The sequence below is a fragment of the Teichococcus aestuarii genome, from assembly GCF_003116135.1.
In the GTDB taxonomy this organism is placed as follows: domain Bacteria; phylum Pseudomonadota; class Alphaproteobacteria; order Acetobacterales; family Acetobacteraceae; genus Pseudoroseomonas; species Pseudoroseomonas aestuarii.
On record NZ_PDOA01000002.1, the window covers coordinates 442,526 to 461,163 of the forward strand.

The following is an 18,638-nucleotide window of genomic DNA, read 5'->3' on the forward strand; positions in this document are numbered from 1 at the left end:
CTCTCACTCACGTCCGGCCGCCGGCTCGCCGAAGTTCAGCACCAGCTCCTGGATCCGTTGCGGGTCGCCCTGCTCCATGACACGCCGCGCGAAACGGGCGCAATCGTCGATCTTCAGGGTGCGCACCATCTGCTTCACGCGCGGGATGGCGCTGGCGTTCATCGACAGCGAGCGCAGCCCGAGGCCAAGCAGCAGCGGCACCAGCCGCGGGTTGCCCGCCATCTCGCCGCAGACCGAGACCGGCATGCGCAGCCGCAGCGCTGCCTCGGTGGCGAACTGCACCAGCCGCAGCACGGCCGGGTGCAGCGGGTCGTAGAGATGCGCCACCTCCGCCTCGGCGCGGTCCACCGCCAGGGTGTACATGGCCAGGTCGTTGGTGCCGATGGCGAAGAAATCCGCCTCCAGCGCGATGGCGTCCGCCGCCAGCGCGGCGCCCGGCGTCTCGATCATGGCGCCGAGCGGCGGCAGCTTCTCCGGCAGCGCCACGCCCTTGCGGCGCAGCCGGCGGATGACGCGCTCATAGATCTCGCGCGCCTGCGCCACCTCGGCCGGGATGGTCACCATCGGCAGCAGGATGCGCACCGGCCCCTGCGTCGCCACCCGCAGGATGGCGGCGAACTGCGACTCGAGCAGCTCGGGGCGCTTCAGCAGCATGCGGATGCCGCGCAGGCCGAGCGCCGGGTTGGGGCCGCTGTGCCAGGGCTCCACGCCCTGGGCCAGCGCCTCCATGTCCTTCTCGCCGCCCCAGTCCAGCACGCGGATGGTCACGCCATCCCCCGCCATGGGGCCGACGATCTGGCTGTAGGCCTCGAACTGCGCGTCCTCGTCGGGGAGATCCTCGCGGTTCATGAACAGGAACTCGGTGCGCAGCAGGCCGATGCCCTGCGCGCCGGCCTGGGCGATCAGCGGCAGCTCGGCCGGGATCTCCAGGTTGGCCTGCAGCTCCACCTCCTCGCCGTCGAGCGTGACGGAGGGCAGGCGGCGCAGCTTGGAGAGGCGCGACTTCTCCTTGGCGTAGGCGGCGAGCGATTCCTGCCCCACCTCCAGCGCGGCCGCGCCGGGGCGCAGCACGATGGTGCCGGCGGCGCCGTCCAGCACCGCCTCGTCGCCGCGCCGCGCCGCCTCGGTCAGCCCGGCGCAGCCCAGCACGGAGGGGATGCCGAGCGCGCGCAGCATGATGGCGGTGTGGCCATCCGAGCCGCCCTCCTCGGTCGCCACGCCGGCGATGCGCGAGGGGTCGAGCAGCGCGGCATCCGCCGGCGTCAGCTCCTCGGCCACCAGGATGGCGCCGGCGGGCACCTCCTTCAGGCTGCGGAAGGGGGTGGCGGTGAGGTTGCGCGTCAGGCGGCGGGCGATCTCGCGCACCTCGCCGGCGCGGCGCCTCAGCCCGGCCTTGTCGTCGTCCTTGGCGGCGAGGATGATGGCGGCGATCGCCTCCGCCTCGTCCTGCACCGCCGTCTCGGCCGCCAGCAGCTCCTCGCCGATGCGGCGGCGGGCGCCGCGCAGCAACCGGCTCTCGCCCAGCATCATGGCGTAGGCGTCGAGCAGCGGCTCCAGCTCCTCCTGCGCCTCCTCGGGCAGCACGCCGAGGCGCGCCTTGAGCTTGGCCACCTGCTTGCGGCTGGCGGTGACGGCGGCGGCCAGGCGCTGCCGCTCCTCCTCCACCTGCGCGGCCACGATGGCGCGGCGCGGCGCCACGGTGGGCTCCTCGCTGGTGTCGTAGACCGCGCCGATGGCGACGCCGGGGCTGATCGGGATGCCCCGGACGGTCATCTCGCGCTGGCGGCGCGGGGCGCGGCGCGGTGCCTCGGCGGCCTTCGGCGCCTCGGGCTTCTCGGTTCTCTCTGTCTTCTCAGTCTTCATGGAAGCCGGCCTCGATCAGGCCGGCCACTGCGTCGAGAGCTTCCCTGGCATCCCACCCTTCGGCTTCCACCACGACCTCGCTGCCTTTGCCGGCACCCAGCATCATCAGCCCCATGATGGAGCATGCGGGCACCGCCTGACCATCGCGCGCGACGGTCACGCAGGCGGAAAATCGCTCGGCGAGGGAGACCAGCTTGGCCGCCGCCCGCGCGTGCAGGCCGCGGCTGTTGGTGATCCGCAGCGCGCGCCGCAGCGCCATGGGGTTGCCGGAGGGCGCCGCGGCCGCCGCGGGCGCGGCGCGGAACATGTCGGACGGCGCATGGGCGGCGGCGGGGCGGGGGGAAAAGGTCACGTCGGCTTCCTTGACTGGGGTCCGGGGCGTCACGTCCCGGGGGTCATGCCCTGGCCCTGCTGCGCCATCTCGCCGGGGGGGGCGCAGCGGGCAGGGGTGGCACAGGCGATATAGTGACGCCCGGCGCGGATCGCATGCTCCACGGCGGGGCCCAGCGGCTCGGCCCCGCGCACGCGGGCGAGCTTGACCAGCAGCGGCAGGTTGACGCCGGCGATCACCTCGATCGCCCGCGTGCCGCTCTCGGACTGCGCCACGGCGGTGGCGAGGTTGGAGGGCGTGCCGCCGAACATGTCGGTCAGGATCACCACGCCGTCGCCCTGGTCAACCCCGTCGACGCAGCCGAGGATGCCGCGCTTGCAGTCCTCCATGTCGTCCTCCGGGCCGATGCAGACCGTCGCGACCTGCGTCTGCGGCCCGACGACATGCTCCATGGCCCGGCGGAACTCCTCAGCCAGGCGGCCATGGCTGACCAGTACCAGCCCGATCATCAGGGATACGCCATCATGCTGTGCAAGGAGGGGCCTCCCGACCCGGATATGTCGATGGCGCCTGGGCGCCGGTTGGGGCATCCTGCCCCGTGGATGGCGCGTTGGCGGCCGCGGCGTGGCGGCCGGCGGCATCCAGTTCGCGGTGGCTGAGGTCGACCCGCCAGCCCTGGGCGGTCAGATGCGCCGAGAGCAGTTCGGCCAGCAGCACGGAGCGATGCTTGCCCCCCGTGCAGCCGAGCGCGACGGTGAGGTATTTCTTGCCCTCTGCCGCGTAGCGAGGCAACAGCGGGTCCAGCAGCGCCGTCATGCGTTGCCAGAATGGGCCAAATTCGGCATCGGCCTTGATATAGGCAGCCACCGCCGCGTTGTGACCGGTGTGCGGCCGCAGCAGCGGGTCGTAATGCGGGTTGCGCAGGAAGCGCACGTCCAGCACCAGGTCCGCCTCGCGCGGCAGGCCGCGCGGGTAGGCGAAGGACATCACCGAGACGGCCATGCCGTGCCCGTCCAGCACGCGGAAGCGCCGCTCCACCAGGCGGCGGAGGTCGGGCAGCGGCAGGTCGGTGGTGTCGATGACGAGATCGGCCGCGTCGCGCAGGCCGCCGAGCAGCGCCTCCTCCCGCGCGATGCCGTCTGCCACCCGGCTGCCGAGCGAGCCGCCCGGCGCCAGCGGGTGGCGCCGGCGCGTCTCGGAGAAGCGGCGCAGCAGCACCGGCGCCTCGGCGGTGACGTAGAGCAGCTGCGGGGCGATGCCGGCGCTCTCCCGCAGGCGTTGCAGCAGGCCGAGCAGCCCCTCCGAGTCGAAGCCGCGGGTGCGGGCGTCGACGCCGGCGGCGATGGGCATGGTGCCGCCCTCGCGCACCACCTCCTCCAGCACCGAGAGGGGCGGGTTGTCGATGCTCTCGAAGCCCAGATCCTCCAGCACCCGCAGAATCGAGCTTTTGCCGGCGCCGGAGAGGCCGGTCACCATCACCACCGGCCGGCTGGCGCTCATGCGGCGAAGGCCCCGGCGCGCTGGCGCAGCCGCGCCTGGGCGGCGGCGAGGGCCAGCTCCAGCTTGGCCGGGGTGGAGGCGTCGAAGGCGTGCAGCGAGAGCGCCGGCAATTCGCCGCCGGGCGCCGCGAAGCCGCGCGGCTCCGGCAGGCGCGGGATGGCGGCGCGGGGGGCGAGGTCCACCACCAGCCGCAGCGGCGCCGCCCCGTGCGGCAGGCCCTGGAACAGGCCGACGCCGCGCACCTCCAGCAGCCCGGCCAGCGGCGGCGGGGCGCTGGCGCGGGCACCTTCCGCCGTCTCCTCCAGCACCACCTGGTCATCGGCCACGAGCTGCCAGCCCCGCTGCATCAGGCGCAGGACGAGGTCGGATTTGCCGGACCCCGAGGGGCCGAGGAACAGCACGCCCGCCCCCTGGAATGCCACGCAGCTCCCGTGCAGCATCATCCGCCGGTGCCTCCCTGAAATCTGCTGAAATATGGCAGGATCGAGGCGGCTGTAAAAGGCCGACCCGATTAGCACCTACGGTTGCGGTGGCGGCCCGGTTTCGGGTGCCCGCGCCGCCACTCCATTGCTGTCGCTCCAGCCCGGTGCCACGCTGCGGCGCCATGAGCGACTCCTCCCTGCCCGGACGGGCCCTGCCGCCCGATGCCGCCGCCATCCAGGCCGCCGCGGCCCGCATCGCCCCGCATATCCGCCGCACGCCGCTGCTGCGACTCGCCGCCGCCGACCTCGGCACGCCCTGCGACGTGACGCTGAAGCTGGAGCTGCTGCAGGCCGCCGGCTCCTTCAAGCCGCGCGGCGCCTTCAACCGCATGCTCTCCCACCCGCTGCCGGCGGCGGGGGTGATCGCCGCCTCGGGCGGCAACCACGGCGCGGCGGTGGCCTATGCCGCCCGCGCGCTCGGCGTGAAGGCGGAGATCTTCGTCCCCGAGATCACCGGCCCGGCCAAGCTGGCGCGCATCCGTGCCTATGGCGCCACGCTGGTGCAGGGCGGCGCCACCTACAACGAGGCGCGCGACGCCAGCGAGTCGCGCGCCGCCGGGACGGGCGCGCTGATCGTGCACGCCTACGACCAGCCCGAGGTGCTGGCCGGCCAGGGCACGCTGGCGATGGAGCTGGAGGAGGATGCGCCGGAGCTGACGCACATCCTGGTGGCCACCGGCGGCGGCGGGCTGATCGGCGGCATGGCCGCCTGGTATGGCGAGCGCGCCGAGGTGGTGAGCGTGGAGCCCGAGGGCTGCCCCACCCTGTTCACCGCGCTGCGCGAGGGCGCGCCGGTGCCCGCCCCGGTGGGCGGCGTGGCGGCCGACAGCCTGGGCGCGCGGCAGGTGGGCGGGCTGATGTTCGAGGTGGCGCGCCGCAACATCGGCACCGCGCTGCTGGTGCCGGATGCCGCCATCCTCGCCGCGCAGAAGACGCTGTGGGATGTCTGCCGGCTGGTGGCCGAGCCGGGCGGCGCCACGGCGCTGGCGGCGCTGCTCTGCGGCGCCTTCGTGCCGCCGCCGGGCGCGCGGGTGGGCGTGGTGGTTTGCGGCGCCAACACCGACCCGGCCAGCCTGGCGTGATGGGCGGGGCACCACCCCCGGCGGCCACGATCCGCCCCGCCCGGGCGGCGGACCTGCCGGGGATGCTGGCGCTCTACCGCCACCTGAACCCGGAGGACCCGCCACTGTCGCCGGAGGCCGCGGCCCCAGCCTGGGCGGCCCTGCTGGCCCGCGCCACCGTCTTCCTGGCGGAGGCGGAGGAATTTCCAGTGGCCTCCTGCACGCTGGTGGTGGTGCCGAGCGTGCTGCGCGGGCTGCGGCCCTACGCGCTGGTGGAGAATGTCGTCACCCATGCCGGCTGGCGGCGGCGCGGCCTGGGCCACGCGGTGCTGCACGCCGCGCTGGCGGCGGCGCGGGCGGAGGGCTGCTACAAGGTGATGCTCGCCACCGGCTCGAAGGAGCCCGGCACGCTGCGCTTCTACGAGACGGCCGGCTTCGCCGCCGGCACCAAGACCTTCTTCGAGTGGCGCGACCTGCCGCCGCGCCACGGCGCCTGAGGCTGGGGCCGCCTCACCCCAGCGGCAGCCGTACCACGAAGCGCGCCCCCGTCACCCGGCCGGCCTCGTCGCGCTTGTTCTCGGCGCTGATGCGGCCGCCCAGCCCTTCCACGATCTGCCGGCTGATCGACAGGCCGAGGCCGGAATGCTGGCCGAACTCCTCGCCCTCCGGCCGCTCGCTGTAGAAGCGGGCGAAGATGCCCTCGAGCTTGGCCTCGGGGATGCCGGGGCCCTCATCCTCCACCATGAACTCCATCATCGCGCCGGTCGGGCGGGCGCGCATCGTCACGCGGCCATTGGGCGGCGAGAAGGAGAGGGCGTTGCCCAGCAGGTTGCGGATCACCTGCACCAGCCGCCCCTCGACGCCGCGCACCACCAGCGGGCCGGGCGCCATGTCCAGCTCCACCGACGGGCCGTCGGCGGCGCGGGTGGTGTTGTGCAGCTCGGCCAGCGCCGAGAGGATGGGGGCGATGTCCACCGGCTCCGAGGCGGTGCGGGAGAGCTCCGCGTCGACGCGCGAGGAATCGGCGATGTCGGCGATGAGGCGATCCATCCGCACCGCGTCATCGGCGATGATGGCGAGCAGGCGCTTCTGGTGCTCGGGGTTCTCGATGCGGCGCAGCGTCTCGATGGCGCTGCGCACGCTGGTCAGCGGGTTGCGCAGCTCGTGCGCCACGTCGGCGGCGAAGCGCTCGTTCTGGTCGATGCGCGCCCACAGCGCGGTGGCGGAGGATTGCAGGTCCCGCGCCAGGATGCCGATCTCGTCGGAGCGCTCCATCAGTGGGGCGGGCACCGAGCCGGCGCGCCCCTTGCCCTGGCGCATCGCCGCCGCCGCGCCGGCCAGCGCCAAGATCGGCGAGGCGATGGTGCGGGCGAGGTAGAGCGAGGCCGCGACCGTCAGCACCAGCGCCAGCAGGAACAGGCCGAGCACCGAGGAGCGGATCTCCAGCAGGCGCTGGTCCACCTGCCGCGCCTCGCGCGTCAGCAGCACGATGCCGACGCTCTGGCTGCCGCGCCGCGCCGGCACGGCCACCGAGACCAGCAGCCGCCCCTCCCGGGTGCGGCGGATATAGGGGCGCACGCCGCCTTCCAGCGCCAGGCGCAGCTCCTCCCGCCGGTCGGGGCCGAGGGCGGGCTGCCAGTCGAAGGAGGGGGCGTCGGGGCCGACATCGACGAACACGGCGTCGTCGGCGCTGCGCGGGCCGTAGACCGAGCGCGGCAGCAGGGCGAGGATGCGGTCGTACAGCCCGGCGATGGTGCCGGCGAAGGCGCTGCGCTGCTCCGGCGGCGGCAGCGGCTCGGTGACGATGGCGCCGCCCTGGCCCTCCCGCACCCGGCTGTCGGCCACCAGCAGGCCGGTGGTGTCGAACAGCTTGGCCTGGGTGTTGGGGCTGGGCTCCACCAGGCGGCGCAGCAGGGGGCGGGCGGTGTCGGGCACCAGCACGGCGCGGTCGTCCTGGATCCGCACCGCCGCCTCGGCGATGCCGCCGGCATAGATGCGCGCCTGGGTGCGCAGCGCCTCCACCTCGGCCGAGAGCAGGCCGTTCTGGTACTGGTCGAGGTAGAGCAGCGCCGCCGCCAGCAGCGCCGGCGCCATGATATTCAGCAGCAGGATCCGGCGCAGCAGCGGCGAGACCCGCCGCCGCGCGGCGCGCGGCGCCTGGAGGCGGGGCGGGGCGGGCAGGGCGGCGGTGCCGCCGGGAGGGCCGCTGGCGTCGGGCAAGGATCAGGCTTCCTTGTAGCGGTAGCCGATGCCGTAGAGGGTCTCGATCATCGAGAAGTCGTCGTCCACGGCGCGGAACTTCTTGCGCACCCGCTTCACGTGGCTGTCGATGGTGCGGTCGTCCACGTAGATCGCCTCGCCATAGGCGGCGTCGATCAGCTGGTCGCGGTTCTTCACCATGCCCGGGCGCTGCGCCAGCGCCTTCACCAGCAGGAACTCCGTGACGGTGAGCTGCACCTGTTCGCCCTTCCAGAGGCAGGTGTGCTTGGTCTCGTCCAGCGTCAGGTCGCCGCGGGTGATGACGCCGGAGGGCGGCGCGCCGCTGCCCTCGGCGCGGCTGGCCTCGTTGCGGCGCAGCAGGGCGCGGATGCGCTCCAGCAGCAGGCGCTGGCTGAAGGGCTTGGTGATGTAGTCGTCGGCGCCGAGGCGCAGCCCCATCAGCTGGTCCAGCTCCTCGTCCTTCGAGGTGAGGAAGATCACCGGCATCGAGGAGCGCTGGCGCAGCCGCTGCAGCAGCTCCATCCCGTCCATGCGGGGCATCTTGATGTCCAGCACCGCGAGGTCCGCCGGGCGGGAGAGCAGGCCCTGCAGGGCGCTCTCGCCATCGGTGTAGGTGCGCACCTGGAAGCCCTCCTGCTCCAGCGTCATGGAGACCGAGGTGAGGATGTTGCGGTCGTCATCGACCAGGGCGATCGTGGCGGGCATGTGGTCTGGCTCCTGCGGCCTCCCGTGTCGAGGCATTGTCCCTGCGGATGCGGCCGGGATGCGCCGGGATTGTGGCACGGGCCGGGCCGCCGCATGCGCATTAGGAGGCGAGGGGGATGAACGACAAGCCCGAAGCCGCGCGCGCCGCCGCCATCCGGCAGGCGCGGGCGCTGCTGCGCGGGGCGCGGAGCGCGACTCTGGCGACGCAGCAGGAGGGCCAGCCCTTCGCCAGCCTCGTCACGCCCGCCATGGCGCCGGATCTTTCGGTGCTGCTCTGGCTCTCCGGCCTCTCCGAGCACACGCGGCAGTTGTCGCGCGAGCCGCGCTGCGCGCTGATGGTGCAGGGCCGGGCCGAGGGTGCCAACCCCCAGACCGCGCCTCGCGCAACTGTGACGGGGCTGGCGGAGCGCGTCTCGGGGGATGAGACGGCCGCCCTGAAGGCACGCTGGCTGGCTTTGCACCCCTACGCGGCGCTCTACGCCGGCTTCGCCGACTTCGCGCTCTGGCGCATCCGGCCGCAGGCGGCGCTGCTGGTTGGCGGCTTCGCGGCGGCCACGCGGCTGCGCGGCAGCGAGTTGCGGCCCAGCCCCGCGGCGGTGGCGGCGATCGCCGCGGCAGAAGCCGGGATCTGCGCGCACATGAACGAGGACCATGCCGAAGCCATTGAAATCATTGCCGTCCATTTGTGCGGCGGGGAGGCTGGGCCGTGGCGCATGGTGGCCGCCGACGTGGATGGCTGCGACCTGGCGCTGGGGGAGCGCGTGTGCCGCCACGACTTCCCGGAACCCGTGGCGGACCTTGCCGGAATGCGCGCGGCGCTGGTGGAGGCCGCCCGGCGGGGGCGCGTGGCACGAGGCCAGCAGGCAGGAAACGGGTCGTGATCTTGTCATATAATATGACGACAACACTTACATTGACCAATTGCTAGGCAAGCTTCTAGGTTCTCTCCACCACCCGGTTCGCAGAGCATGTGGCACGCGGTTGTGCGGGATGCCGCGCGGCCCGGGGGCCTTCAATGGCTACTGCCCCACGGATCTTCCGCTGGAGGAAAAGCGCCTTGATCTTGGAGAATGCTGCCAGATGACAGCGTCGAACCCCGCCCTGGAGGCTCTCGCCGGCACCGGCGTGACCGCCACCCCCGAGGTCCATGCCAACCTGACCGCCGCCGGGCTGTACGCCCAGGCGCTGCGCCGCGGCGAGGGCCGGCTCTCGGCGGATGGTGCCTTCATCGCGGTGACGGGCCAGCACACCGGCCGCTCGGTGCAGGACAAGTTCGTGGCCGACGACCCCGAGGTGACCAGCGAGATCTGGTGGGGCAAGGTCAACCAGAAGCTGGACCCCGCCAAGTTCGAGGCCTTCACCGCCGATGCGCGCGCCTGGCTCGGCAGCCGGGAGGAGCTGTTCACGCAGGACCTCTACGCCGGCGCCGACCCGGAGCACCGCATCCGCGTGCGGCTGGTGACGACGAATGCCTGGCACGCGCTGTTCGCGCGCAACATGTTCATCCGCCCGCCGGTCGAGGAACTGGCCTCCTTCACGCCGGACTTCACCATCCTGCACGCGCCGGAGATGGAGGCGAAGCCGGAGCATGGCGGCCGCGCCGGCTCCACCACGCTGATCGCGCTCTCCTTCGCCAAGAAGGTGATCTGCATCGCCGGCACCAGCTACGCGGGCGAGATCAAGAAGAGCATCTTCACGGTCATGAACTGGCTGCTGCCGGCCAAGGGCGTGCTGCCGATGCACTGCTCCGCCAATGTCGGCAAGGCGGGCGACACGGCGCTGTTCTTCGGCCTCTCCGGCACCGGCAAGACCACCCTCTCCTCCGACCCCGAGCGCGCGCTGATCGGCGATGACGAGCATGGCTGGTCGGACAAGGGCGTCTTCAACTTCGAGGGCGGCTGCTACGCCAAGGTCATCAAGCTCAGCCAGGAGGCCGAGCCGCAGATCTGGAACGCCTCGCACCGCTTCGGCGCCGTGCTGGAGAACGTGGTGGCCGATGAGCGCGGCAACCTCGATCTCGACAATGGCTCGCTGACCGAGAACACCCGCTCCTGCTACCCGATCGAGTTCATCCCCGGCACCGCGCCGGGCGGGCAGGCCGGGCTGCCGAAGAACGTGGTGATGCTGACGGCCGACGCTTTCGGCGTGCTGCCGCCGATCGCCAGGCTGACGCCGGCGCAGGCCATGTACCACTTCATGTCCGGCTACACCGCCAAGGTGGCGGGCACCGAGAAGGGCCTGGGCAAGGAGCCGCAGGCCACCTTCTCCACCTGCTTCGGCGCGCCCTTCCTGCCGCGCCACCCCGAGGTGTACGGCAAGATGCTGGCCGAGCTGATCGCCAAGCACGGCGCGCAGGTGTGGCTGGTGAACACCGGCTGGACCGGCGGCAGCTACGGCACCGGCCACCGCATGAGCATCAAGCACACCCGCGCCCTGCTGCGCGCGGCGCTGGACGGCTCCCTGGCCCAGGCGAAGTTCGAGACCGACCCGTTCTTCGGCCTCGCCGTGCCGCAGGACGTGCCGGGCGTGCCGGCCGAGGTGCTGAACCCGCGCGAATCCTGGGCCGACAAGGCGGCCTACGACAAGACCGCGGCGCACCTCGTCTCGCTGTTCGAGAAGAACTTCGAGACCTTCGCCGGCACGGTGAGCGACGAGGTGAAGGCGGCGGCGCTGCGCGCGGCGGCCTGAACCTGCCGATGTGAGCCTGCCGATGTGAGCCTGGCGAACTGACAGGGCGGAAGGGGCGGGGGAAGCGATTCCCCCGCCCCTTCGTCTTTTCCGGCTTCTCCCGGCCCCGATTCGCGCGGCCCCGATTCGCCCGGCCCGGCTTCTCCCGGGCCCGGAATGCCGGCTCAGGCCAGGGCCTTGTCCCATTTCTCCGCCACCAGGGCATGGCCATAGGCCTGCTCCGGCACGCTCTCCCGCAGGCTCCAGCCCGCCGCGGCGTAGAGGCCGCGCGCCTCCGTCAGGCAGGAATAGGTCCACAGCACCATCGCGCGGTGGCCGGCGGCACGGGCGAAGGCCTCGGCCTCGCCCAGCAGGCGGCGGCCCAGCCCCTGGCCGCGCGCGGCCGGCTCCAGCAGCAGCAGCCGCAGCTTGGCGACGCCCGGCGCCTCCGCCACCACCGCCACGGAGCCCAGGAACTGCGCGCCCCGCTCGGCCACCCAGATGCGCTCCCGCGCCGGGTCGAAGCGCGCCAGCATCTCCGCCACGATGCCGGCCACCGCTCCCTCGAAGCGGATGTCCCAGCCCCGCTCCTCGGCATAGAGCGCGGCGTGGCGGGCGATGATGGTCCCGAGATCCCCCGGCCGGTGCGGGCGCAGCGTGACGGGGAGCGCCTCCTCCGGCTCCAGCTGCGCCAGGATCTCGGCCATGGCGGCCAGCAGGCGCGGGCGGTCGGCGGCGGGGCGGGCGGCCAGCAGGGCGGTGGCCCGGGCGTCGGCGGCGGTGTCCAGCGCGGCGAAGCCCGCCAGGCCGCCGGGCGTCAGGAACAGCCGGTGCTGCCGCCCATCCGCCGGGTCGGGGCGGCGCTCCAGCCAGCCGCGTGCCTGCAGGCGGCGCAGCAGGCGGGAGAGGTAGCCATCATCCAGCCCCAGCCGGGCCGCGAGCGCGGCGGCGGCGCTGCCGGGCTGCTGCGCCAGCTCATAGACCAGGCGCGCCTCGGCCAGGGGCAGGTCGCCGCCGGGCAGCGGGCCGAGCGCCTGCGCCTGCCGCGTGACGGCACGGTGGAAGCGGCGGATGAGGGTCTCGGGCAACATGCCTGACAGAGGCAGGAATATGCCTGCCTCTGTCAAGCATTCCGGAGGGAGGAGATATCCTGGCCTTGGCGGGCCGGTGGCCGCCCGGCGCCGGGAATCCCGGCCCGCATGCCGCTCCGTGGCAGGGGCGGGCGGGCGGCGCCGTGATTTTTCCGTAGCATCCGGCCCGCCGACCGTTCATAACCCGGCGCGGGCCGCCCCACCGGGCCGGCCCGGACCCGCGAGCGTGCGGGAAAGAACAGCGGCTGCGCCAGGCGCGACCCCATCCGTTTCGAGGGGCGTGGCGGCGTTTCCGGCCACATGGTGCGTCCCGCGGTTCCGCCGTGCGGCCACCCCATGCCGCCCGAGACGCCGAGAGCCTTCCATGGGGAAGGCGGAGACCTGGTCTGGCACTGCAATTCCCGCATCGCTCTTTCGGCACTCCGCCACGGCCATGGGCCCGGGCGGGGAGAGGCAGGACCCGCAGCCATCCATGCGCGGGCCGCGATGCTAAGGACGATCCATGTTCGACAACTACTTCCGCAAGGACATCGCCTGGGGCGGTAAGACGCTCACCCTGGAGACGGGCAAGGTCGCCCGCCAGGCGGACGGCGCGGTGATGGCGCGCCTCGGCGACACCATCGTGCTCTGCACCGTGGTCGGCGCGCGCAGCGTGAAGCCGGGGCAGGATTTCTTCCCGCTCACCGTGAACTACCAGGAGAAGGCCTTCGCGGCGGGCAAGATCCCGGGCGGCTTCTTCAAGCGCGAGGGGCGCCCCTCCGAGGCGGAGACGCTGATCTCCCGCCTGATCGACCGCCCGATCCGCCCGCTCTTCCCCGAGGGCTTCCGCAACGAGGTGCAGGTCATCGCGACGGTGCTGTCGCATGACATGGAGAACAGCCCGGACATCGTGGCGCTGGTCGGCTGCTCGGCCGCGCTGACGCTCTCCGGCATCCCGTTCTTCGGCCCTGTCGGCGCCGCGCGCGTCGGGCTGATCGAGGGCGCCTATGTCCTCAACCCGACGCTGGAGCAGATGAAGTCCTCCAAGCTCGACCTCGTGCTCGCCGGCACCGCCGAGGGCGTGCTGATGGTCGAGTCCGAGGCGCATGAGCTGTCCGAGGACGACATGCTGGGCGCCGTGACCTTCGGCCACAAGGGCTTCCAGCCGGTGATCGAGGGCATCATCGAGCTGGCCGAGCGCGCCGCCAAGGAGCCCTGGGACCTGCCGGAGGAATCGGCCGAGACCGCCGCTCTGAAGCAGAAGCTGGCCTCCCTGGGCTCCGCCCCGATCGGCGAGGCCTACAAGGAGACCCAGAAGCTCCTCCGCCAGAAGAAGGTGGGCGAGGCCAAGAAGGCGATCCTGGCGCAGCTCTCCGAGACGGAGGCCGAGGCCGCCAAGGGCCTGCTGAAGGAGCTGGAGGCGACGGTGGTGCGCGACGCCATCCTCGACACCGGCATCCGCATCGACGGCCGCGACACCAAGACCGTGCGCCCGATCGTGGCCGAGGTCGGCGTGCTGCCGCGCGCCCATGGCTCGGCGCTGTTCACCCGCGGCGAGACGCAGGCCTTCTGCGTGGCGACCCTCGGCACCGGCCAGGACGAGCAGATCATCGACCAGCTCGCGGGCGAGTACCGCGAGAACTTCATGCTGCACTACAACTTCCCGCCCTACTCGGTGAACGAGACGGGCCGGATGGGCAGCCCCGGCCGCCGCGAGATCGGCCATGGCAAGCTGGCCTGGCGCGCCATCAAGCCGCTGCTGCCGGAGAAGTCCACCTTCCCCTACACGATGCGCGTGGTCTCCGAGATCACCGAGTCGAACGGCTCCTCCTCGATGGCCACCGTCTGCGGCACCTCGCTGTCGCTGATGGATGCGGGCGTGCCGCTGAAGCGCCCCTGCGCCGGCATCGCCATGGGCCTGATCAAGGAGGAGCGCGGCTTCGCCGTCCTCTCCGACATCCTGGGCGACGAGGACCACCTCGGCGACATGGACTTCAAGGTGGCCGGCACGGAGGAGGGCATCACCTCCCTCCAGATGGACATCAAGATCACCTCGATCACGCCCGAGATCATGCGCATCGCGCTGGAGCAGGCCAAGGGCGGCCGGCTGCACATCCTGGGCGAGATGGCCAAGGGCCTGACCGGCGCCCGTACGGACGTCGCCTCCAACGCGCCGAAGATCACCGTGATCAACGTGCCGAAGGACAAGATCCGCGAAGTCATCGGCACCGGCGGCAAGGTGATCCGCGACATCGTCGAGACCACCGGCACCAAGATCGACATCGAGGATGACGGCACAATCAAGATCGCGTCGACCAGCCCCGAGGCGACCCAGGCGGCGATCGACCGCATCCGCGGCATCACCGCCGAGCCCGAGATCGGCGTGATCTACAACGGGACCGTGGTGAAGACCGCCGAGTTCGGCGCCTTCGTCAACTTCCTCGGCGCCAAGGACGGGCTGGTCCACATCTCCGAGCTGGCCAATGAGCGCGTCAGCAAGACCACCGACATCGTCAAGCAGGGCGACAAGGTGAAGGTGAAGGTGCTGGGCTTCGACGACCGCGGCAAGGTGAAGTTGTCCATGCGGGTTGTGGATCAGGCCACGGGTGCCGACATCAGCGATCAGGTCGGTGCCCGCCGTCCGCGTGACGAGGGCGAGGCCGAGGGCAATGGCGAGGGCCGGCAGGAGCGCCGCGAGCGCCGCCCCCGCCGCGACTGAGGACCGGTCCGGTTCCCCCTCTTGCGCGCAACGGCCGCTGGCCGTTGCGCGTTTTCAAACGCCGGGGCTGCGAAAGCGCCCCCGGCGCGCTATATGACGATATCGTGATAAACAGCTTCTGGGACGGTAGGCTGCGGTGAAGGCGATCAACGCGATCCGGATGGGCGGTGTGGACGTGCTTCCGCTGGTGGAAGGCGGCAAGGGCGTGGCCGTGTCCACGGGAGCTTCCTGCGGGGAATGGGCGGGCGCCGGTGGCGTCGGCACCTTCTCCGGCGTGAATGCCGACAGCTACGATGCCGAAGGCAACGTCATCCGGCAGGTCTATCATGGCCGCACCCGGCGCGACCGGCACGAGGAACTCGTGGCCTACGGCATCTCGGGTGGCATCACCCAGGCGCGCGAGGCCTATGAGCGCTCGAACGGCCAGGGCCGCATCCACATCAACGTGCTGTGGGAGATGGGCGGCGCCGAGCGCGTGCTGCGCGGCGTGCTGGAAGGCGCGCGGGGGCTGATCAACGGCGTCACCTGCGGCGCCGGCATGCCCTACAAGCTGGCCGACATCGCCCGCGAGTTCGGCGTGTTCTACTACCCCATCGTCTCCTCCGGCCGGGCCTTCGCGGCGCTGTGGAAGCGCAGCTACTCCAAGGCGGCCGAGCTGCTGGGCGGCGTGGTCTACGAGGACCCCTGGCTGGCCGGCGGCCATAACGGCCTCTCCAACTCCGAGGACCCGAACAAGCCCGAGGCGCCCTATGCCCGCGTGCTGAAGCTGCGCGAGCAGATGCGCGCCTTCGGCCTGGGCGACGTGCCGATCATCATGGCCGGCGGCGTCTGGTGGCTGGAGGAGTGGGAGGACTGGATCGACAATCCGGAGCTCGGCCCCATCGCCTTCCAGTTCGGCACCCGTCCGCTGCTGACCAAGGAAAGCCCGATCAGCGAGGCCTGGAAGCAGCGCCTGCTGACGCTGAAGCCCGGCGACGTGCTGCTGCAGCCCTTCTCGCCGACCGGCTTCTACTCCTCCGCCGTCCGCAACGACTTCCTGCGCGACCTCGAGGCGCGCAACGAGCGGCAGGTGGCGATCAGCCCTGAGCCGGTGGGCGAGCACACCGCCGAATACGGCGTGGGCCCGCGCAAGCGCCTCGTCTGGCTGGCGCCGGGCGACCTGGAGCGCGTGCATCACTGGGAGGCGCAGGGCTACACCGAGGCGCTGCGCACGCCGGACAACACGCTGGTCTTCGTGACGCCCGGGAACGCCCGCGAGATCCTGAAGGACCAGACGGACTGCATGGGCTGCCTCAGCCACTGCCGCTTCTCCAACTGGACGCAGCACGGGCCGGACTACAGCAACGGCAAGAAGGCCGACCCGCGCAGCTTCTGCATCCAGAAGACGCTGCAGGACATCGCGCATGACGGCGAGATCGAGCACAACCTGATGTTCGCCGGCCACAACGCCTATCGCTTCGGGCAGGACCCGTTCTACTCGAACGGCTTCATCCCCACTGTGCGGCAGCTGGTCGAGCGGATCATGTCCGGCCGCTGAGAAGGCAGTTCACCACCTTGTTACCGCGCTCCCGCCTGTGCGGGAGCGCAATCCTTTCGCGGGCGGAAGCATAATGCCGCTTCCGTTCCGTATGAGGCAGGGGAAGCTGCTGTGCCGAAGCTGATCGAATCCATCCTGAGCCACCCGCTGGTCGAGATCCTGGCCAGGGTGGTGCTCTGCTTTCCCTTCTGGGGCAGCGGGCTCAGCAAGCTGCTGGACTTCCAGGGCGGCGTCGCCGAGATGGCGCATTTCGGCCTGAACCCGCCGGTGCTGTTCAACATCCTCGTCGTCATCACCCAGCTCGGCGGTTCGGCGCTGGTCATCCTCAACCGCTGGACCTGGCTCGGCGCCGGGGCGCTGGGCGTGTTCACGGCGCTGACCATCCCCCTGGTGCATCATTTCTGGCTTCTGGAGGGGGAGCGGGCCATCATCGCCTTCCACACCGCGGGCGAGCATGTCGGCATGATCGGCGCGCTGGTGGTGGTCTCCATCCTGGCCGCGCGGCCGCGCAGCCGTTCCTCCTCCTCCTCCCGCATGGCGGCCCTTCCCGCCGAGTGAGTGCCCTCCGCCTGATGCCGCCGACCCGCACCGCAGCCCTGCCCGCCCCGTTGCCTCGGCCCTAGACGTCCCGCATGGCACTTCTCCCCTGGGATGCCGCCGGCTACGCCGCGTGGCTGGAGCGCCACGGCCGTCTCACCGGGGCCGACCGGCAGGCGATCGCGGCGCAGGTCGCGCGCATGGGGGAGCGTCCGCGCTTCCTGCTGGTGCCGCTGCTGCGCGCCGGAGAGAGCCCCGCCGACTGGGCGGAGACGCTGCGCGGCGCGCTGTCCCAGCTCTACCCGGAATGGCGCCTCTGCCTGCCCGGCGCGGCCTGGCTGGAAGGGCTGCCGGAACCCCCGCCGCGGCCGGAGCAGGTGCTGGCCGTGCCCCTGCCTGCCGCCGCCGAGGCGCTGCCCGCCGCTTTCCTGCAGGCCGCGCTGGCGGCGGCGGAGGATGACGAAGCCTTCGTGCTGCCGCTTCCGCGCGGCGCGGTGCTGGACGAGACGGCGCTGCACGAATTCGCGCTGCTGCGGCTGCGCCACCCCGACAGCGCCCTGCTCTATGCCGACGAGGACCGTCTGGATGCGGCGGGGCGCCGCGTCTCTCCCCGCTTCAAGACGGGCTTCGACCCGGAGCTGATGCTGGCGCGCGACGCGCTGGGCCTGCCGCTGGCCTTCCGGCTTCCGCTGCTGCGGGGCCTGGGCGGGCTGCGGCGCGAGGCCGGCCCGCTGGGCGTCGCCCTGCACGATCTGGCGCTGCGGGCCATGCGGCGCGTGCCGCAGGAGCAGATCCGGCATGTGCCGGCGGTTCTCTGCCACCGCCGCCTGCCGGAGGACGCCCCGGCGGAATGGGAGGGCGAGGCCGCCCGGCGCGTGGTGCGGGAGCATCTCGCCGCCTGCGGCCACCGGGCGGCGCGCCTGCGCCCCGTGCCGCAGGCGCCGCAATGGTGCGCGGTGGACTGGCCGCTGCCCGCGCGGCCGCCGCTGGTCTCCGTCATCATCCCGACGCGCGACGGCGCCGGCCTGCTGGCCCGCAGCGCCGATGCCGTGCTGCGCCGCACGGACTATCCTGCCCTCGAGCTGCTGATCGTCGACAATGGCAGCACCGGGGCCGAGGCCCTGGCGCTGCTGGCGCGGCTGCGCCAGGACCCGCGCGTGCGCGTGCTGGATGCCCCCGGCCCGTTCAACTACGCCGCGCTGAACAACGCGGCGGCGGCGGCGGCGCGCGGCGAGGTGCTGCTGCTGCTGAACAACGACACCGATGTCTATGCGCCCGGCTGGCTGCGCGCCATGGTGGCGCAGGCGCTGCGGCCCGAGGTGGGCGCGGTGGGGGCCAAGCTGGTCTATGCCGATGGCCGCCTGCAGCATGGCGGCGTGGTGCTCAGCCCGGGGCCGATGCTGGCGCACCAGCTCCGCCTCGCGGAGCCGGAGGAGACCGGGCCGCAGGGCGAGCTGATCCTGGCGCGCTCGGTGCTGGCGGTGACCGGCGCCTGCCTGGCCATCCGGCGGCAGCTCTATCTCGCGATGGGCGGCCTGGATGCCGGGGCGCTGCGCGTCGCCTTCAACGACATCGACCTCTGCCTGCGGCTGGGCAGCGAGGGCTACCGCATCGTCTGGACGCCCGAGGCGACGCTGATGCACCTCGAATCCGTCTCGCGCGGGGACGATGCGAGCGACCCGGAGCGCCATGCGCGCTTCCTGCGGGAGCTGGGCGTCATCCAGTCCCGCTGGGCCGTCGAGCTGGCGCGCGACCCCTACCACAATCCCAATCTGCTGTTCTCCTGGCAGGGCAGCGGGCTGGCCTCGCCACCTAGACGCTCCCGGCCGTGGCTGGCATAGCGAACCCGTTTACCTCCCTGGCCGCACGGCTGCCGCACAAGGCCGCCGGTGGGGCCGCCGCAGGGGCCGCTGCGGCGGCCGAAGCGGCTCCCAGGGCATCATCCG

Annotated in this window: 16 protein-coding genes; 8 read left to right on the forward strand and 8 right to left on the reverse strand. The window is 72.3% G+C overall.

Annotation, left to right across the window (positions count from 1 at the left end):
* Positions 1 to 3: 3 nt before the first annotated feature.
* The 5 genes from ptsP to CR165_RS05045 all read right to left on the reverse strand — a co-directional run bounded on the left by ptsP (position 4) and on the right by CR165_RS05045 (position 4,137).
* On the reverse strand, positions 4 to 1,863 hold the full coding sequence (gene ptsP / locus CR165_RS05025) for a phosphoenolpyruvate--protein phosphotransferase (RefSeq protein WP_109515846.1): 1,860 nt from the start codon (positions 1,861 to 1,863) through the stop codon (positions 4 to 6).
* A complete protein-coding gene (locus CR165_RS05030) occupies positions 1,853 to 2,122 on the reverse strand; it encodes an HPr family phosphocarrier protein (RefSeq protein ID WP_245906150.1) in 270 nt (89 codons plus the stop codon). The genes ptsP and CR165_RS05030 overlap by 11 nt, the downstream gene beginning before the upstream one ends.
* A gap of 122 nt (positions 2,123 to 2,244) precedes the next feature.
* Positions 2,245 to 2,703, reverse strand: coding sequence for a PTS sugar transporter subunit IIA (locus CR165_RS05035; RefSeq protein ID WP_109515847.1), 459 nt, complete (start codon positions 2,701 to 2,703; stop codon positions 2,245 to 2,247).
* 13 nt (positions 2,704 to 2,716) lie between these two features.
* Positions 2,717 to 3,694, reverse strand: a complete 978-nt coding sequence (rapZ, locus tag CR165_RS05040) for an RNase adapter RapZ (RefSeq protein WP_181378003.1) — start codon at positions 3,692 to 3,694, stop codon at positions 2,717 to 2,719.
* Entirely contained in the window at positions 3,691 to 4,137 is a 447-nt protein-coding gene (locus CR165_RS05045; RefSeq protein WP_109515848.1) for an HPr kinase/phosphorylase, read from the reverse strand. The genes rapZ and CR165_RS05045 overlap by 4 nt, the downstream gene beginning before the upstream one ends.
* Before the next feature lie 161 nt (positions 4,138 to 4,298).
* Here CR165_RS05045 and CR165_RS05050 point away from each other — a divergent pair, with 161 nt between their 5' ends.
* Both CR165_RS05050 and CR165_RS05055 read left to right on the forward strand, forming a co-directional pair.
* On the forward strand, positions 4,299 to 5,258 hold the full coding sequence (locus CR165_RS05050) for a threonine/serine dehydratase (protein WP_109515849.1): 960 nt from the start codon (positions 4,299 to 4,301) through the stop codon (positions 5,256 to 5,258).
* A complete protein-coding gene (locus tag CR165_RS05055) occupies positions 5,258 to 5,734 on the forward strand; it encodes a GNAT family N-acetyltransferase (RefSeq protein WP_109515850.1) in 477 nt (158 codons plus the stop codon). Before CR165_RS05050 ends, CR165_RS05055 begins: the two co-directional genes overlap by 1 nt.
* A gap of 13 nt (positions 5,735 to 5,747) precedes the next feature.
* On the opposite strand, the gene CR165_RS05060 is transcribed toward CR165_RS05055, so the two are convergent.
* Together CR165_RS05060 and CR165_RS05065 are read right to left on the reverse strand one after the other, a co-directional pair.
* Complete coding sequence (locus tag CR165_RS05060) at positions 5,748 to 7,457, reverse strand: sensor histidine kinase (protein ID WP_109515851.1); 1,710 nt, start codon at positions 7,455 to 7,457, stop codon at positions 5,748 to 5,750.
* A 3-nt stretch (positions 7,458 to 7,460) separates the two neighbouring features.
* Positions 7,461 to 8,162: a response regulator transcription factor gene (locus CR165_RS05065; protein ID WP_109515852.1), complete on the reverse strand. Its 702-nt coding sequence runs from the start codon at positions 8,160 to 8,162 to the stop codon at positions 7,461 to 7,463.
* A 116-nt stretch (positions 8,163 to 8,278) separates the two neighbouring features.
* On the opposite strand from CR165_RS05065, the gene CR165_RS05070 reads away from it, so the two are divergent.
* Positions 8,279 to 9,043 (forward strand): HugZ family pyridoxamine 5'-phosphate oxidase, encoded by a 765-nt coding sequence (locus tag CR165_RS05070; protein ID WP_109515853.1) that lies wholly within the window; start codon positions 8,279 to 8,281, stop codon positions 9,041 to 9,043.
* Between the two features lie 199 nt (positions 9,044 to 9,242).
* On the forward strand, positions 9,243 to 10,850 hold the full coding sequence (locus tag CR165_RS05075; RefSeq protein WP_109515854.1) for a phosphoenolpyruvate carboxykinase: 1,608 nt from the start codon (positions 9,243 to 9,245) through the stop codon (positions 10,848 to 10,850).
* A gap of 164 nt (positions 10,851 to 11,014) precedes the next feature.
* Here CR165_RS05075 and CR165_RS05085 read toward each other — a convergent pair whose 3' ends face one another.
* A complete protein-coding gene (locus CR165_RS05085; RefSeq protein WP_245906122.1) occupies positions 11,015 to 11,917 on the reverse strand; it encodes a bifunctional helix-turn-helix transcriptional regulator/GNAT family N-acetyltransferase in 903 nt (300 codons plus the stop codon).
* Positions 11,918 to 12,422: 505 nt separating this feature from the next.
* Between CR165_RS05085 and pnp the strand changes: the two genes are divergently transcribed.
* The 4 genes from pnp (at position 12,423) to CR165_RS24390 (ending at position 18,533) form a co-directional block, all read left to right on the forward strand.
* Positions 12,423 to 14,618, forward strand: a complete 2,196-nt coding sequence (pnp, locus tag CR165_RS05090) for a polyribonucleotide nucleotidyltransferase (protein ID WP_109515856.1) — start codon at positions 12,423 to 12,425, stop codon at positions 14,616 to 14,618.
* A gap of 136 nt (positions 14,619 to 14,754) precedes the next feature.
* Positions 14,755 to 16,155: an NAD(P)H-dependent flavin oxidoreductase gene (locus CR165_RS05095; RefSeq protein WP_109515857.1), complete on the forward strand. Its 1,401-nt coding sequence runs from the start codon at positions 14,755 to 14,757 to the stop codon at positions 16,153 to 16,155.
* Positions 16,156 to 16,266: 111 nt separating this feature from the next.
* Positions 16,267 to 16,713, forward strand: a complete 447-nt coding sequence (locus CR165_RS05100; RefSeq protein WP_109515858.1) for a DoxX family protein — start codon at positions 16,267 to 16,269, stop codon at positions 16,711 to 16,713.
* Between the two features lie 74 nt (positions 16,714 to 16,787).
* Complete coding sequence (locus CR165_RS24390; protein ID WP_146201825.1) at positions 16,788 to 18,533, forward strand: glycosyltransferase; 1,746 nt, start codon at positions 16,788 to 16,790, stop codon at positions 18,531 to 18,533.
* The last annotated feature ends 105 nt before the right edge of the window (positions 18,534 to 18,638 follow it).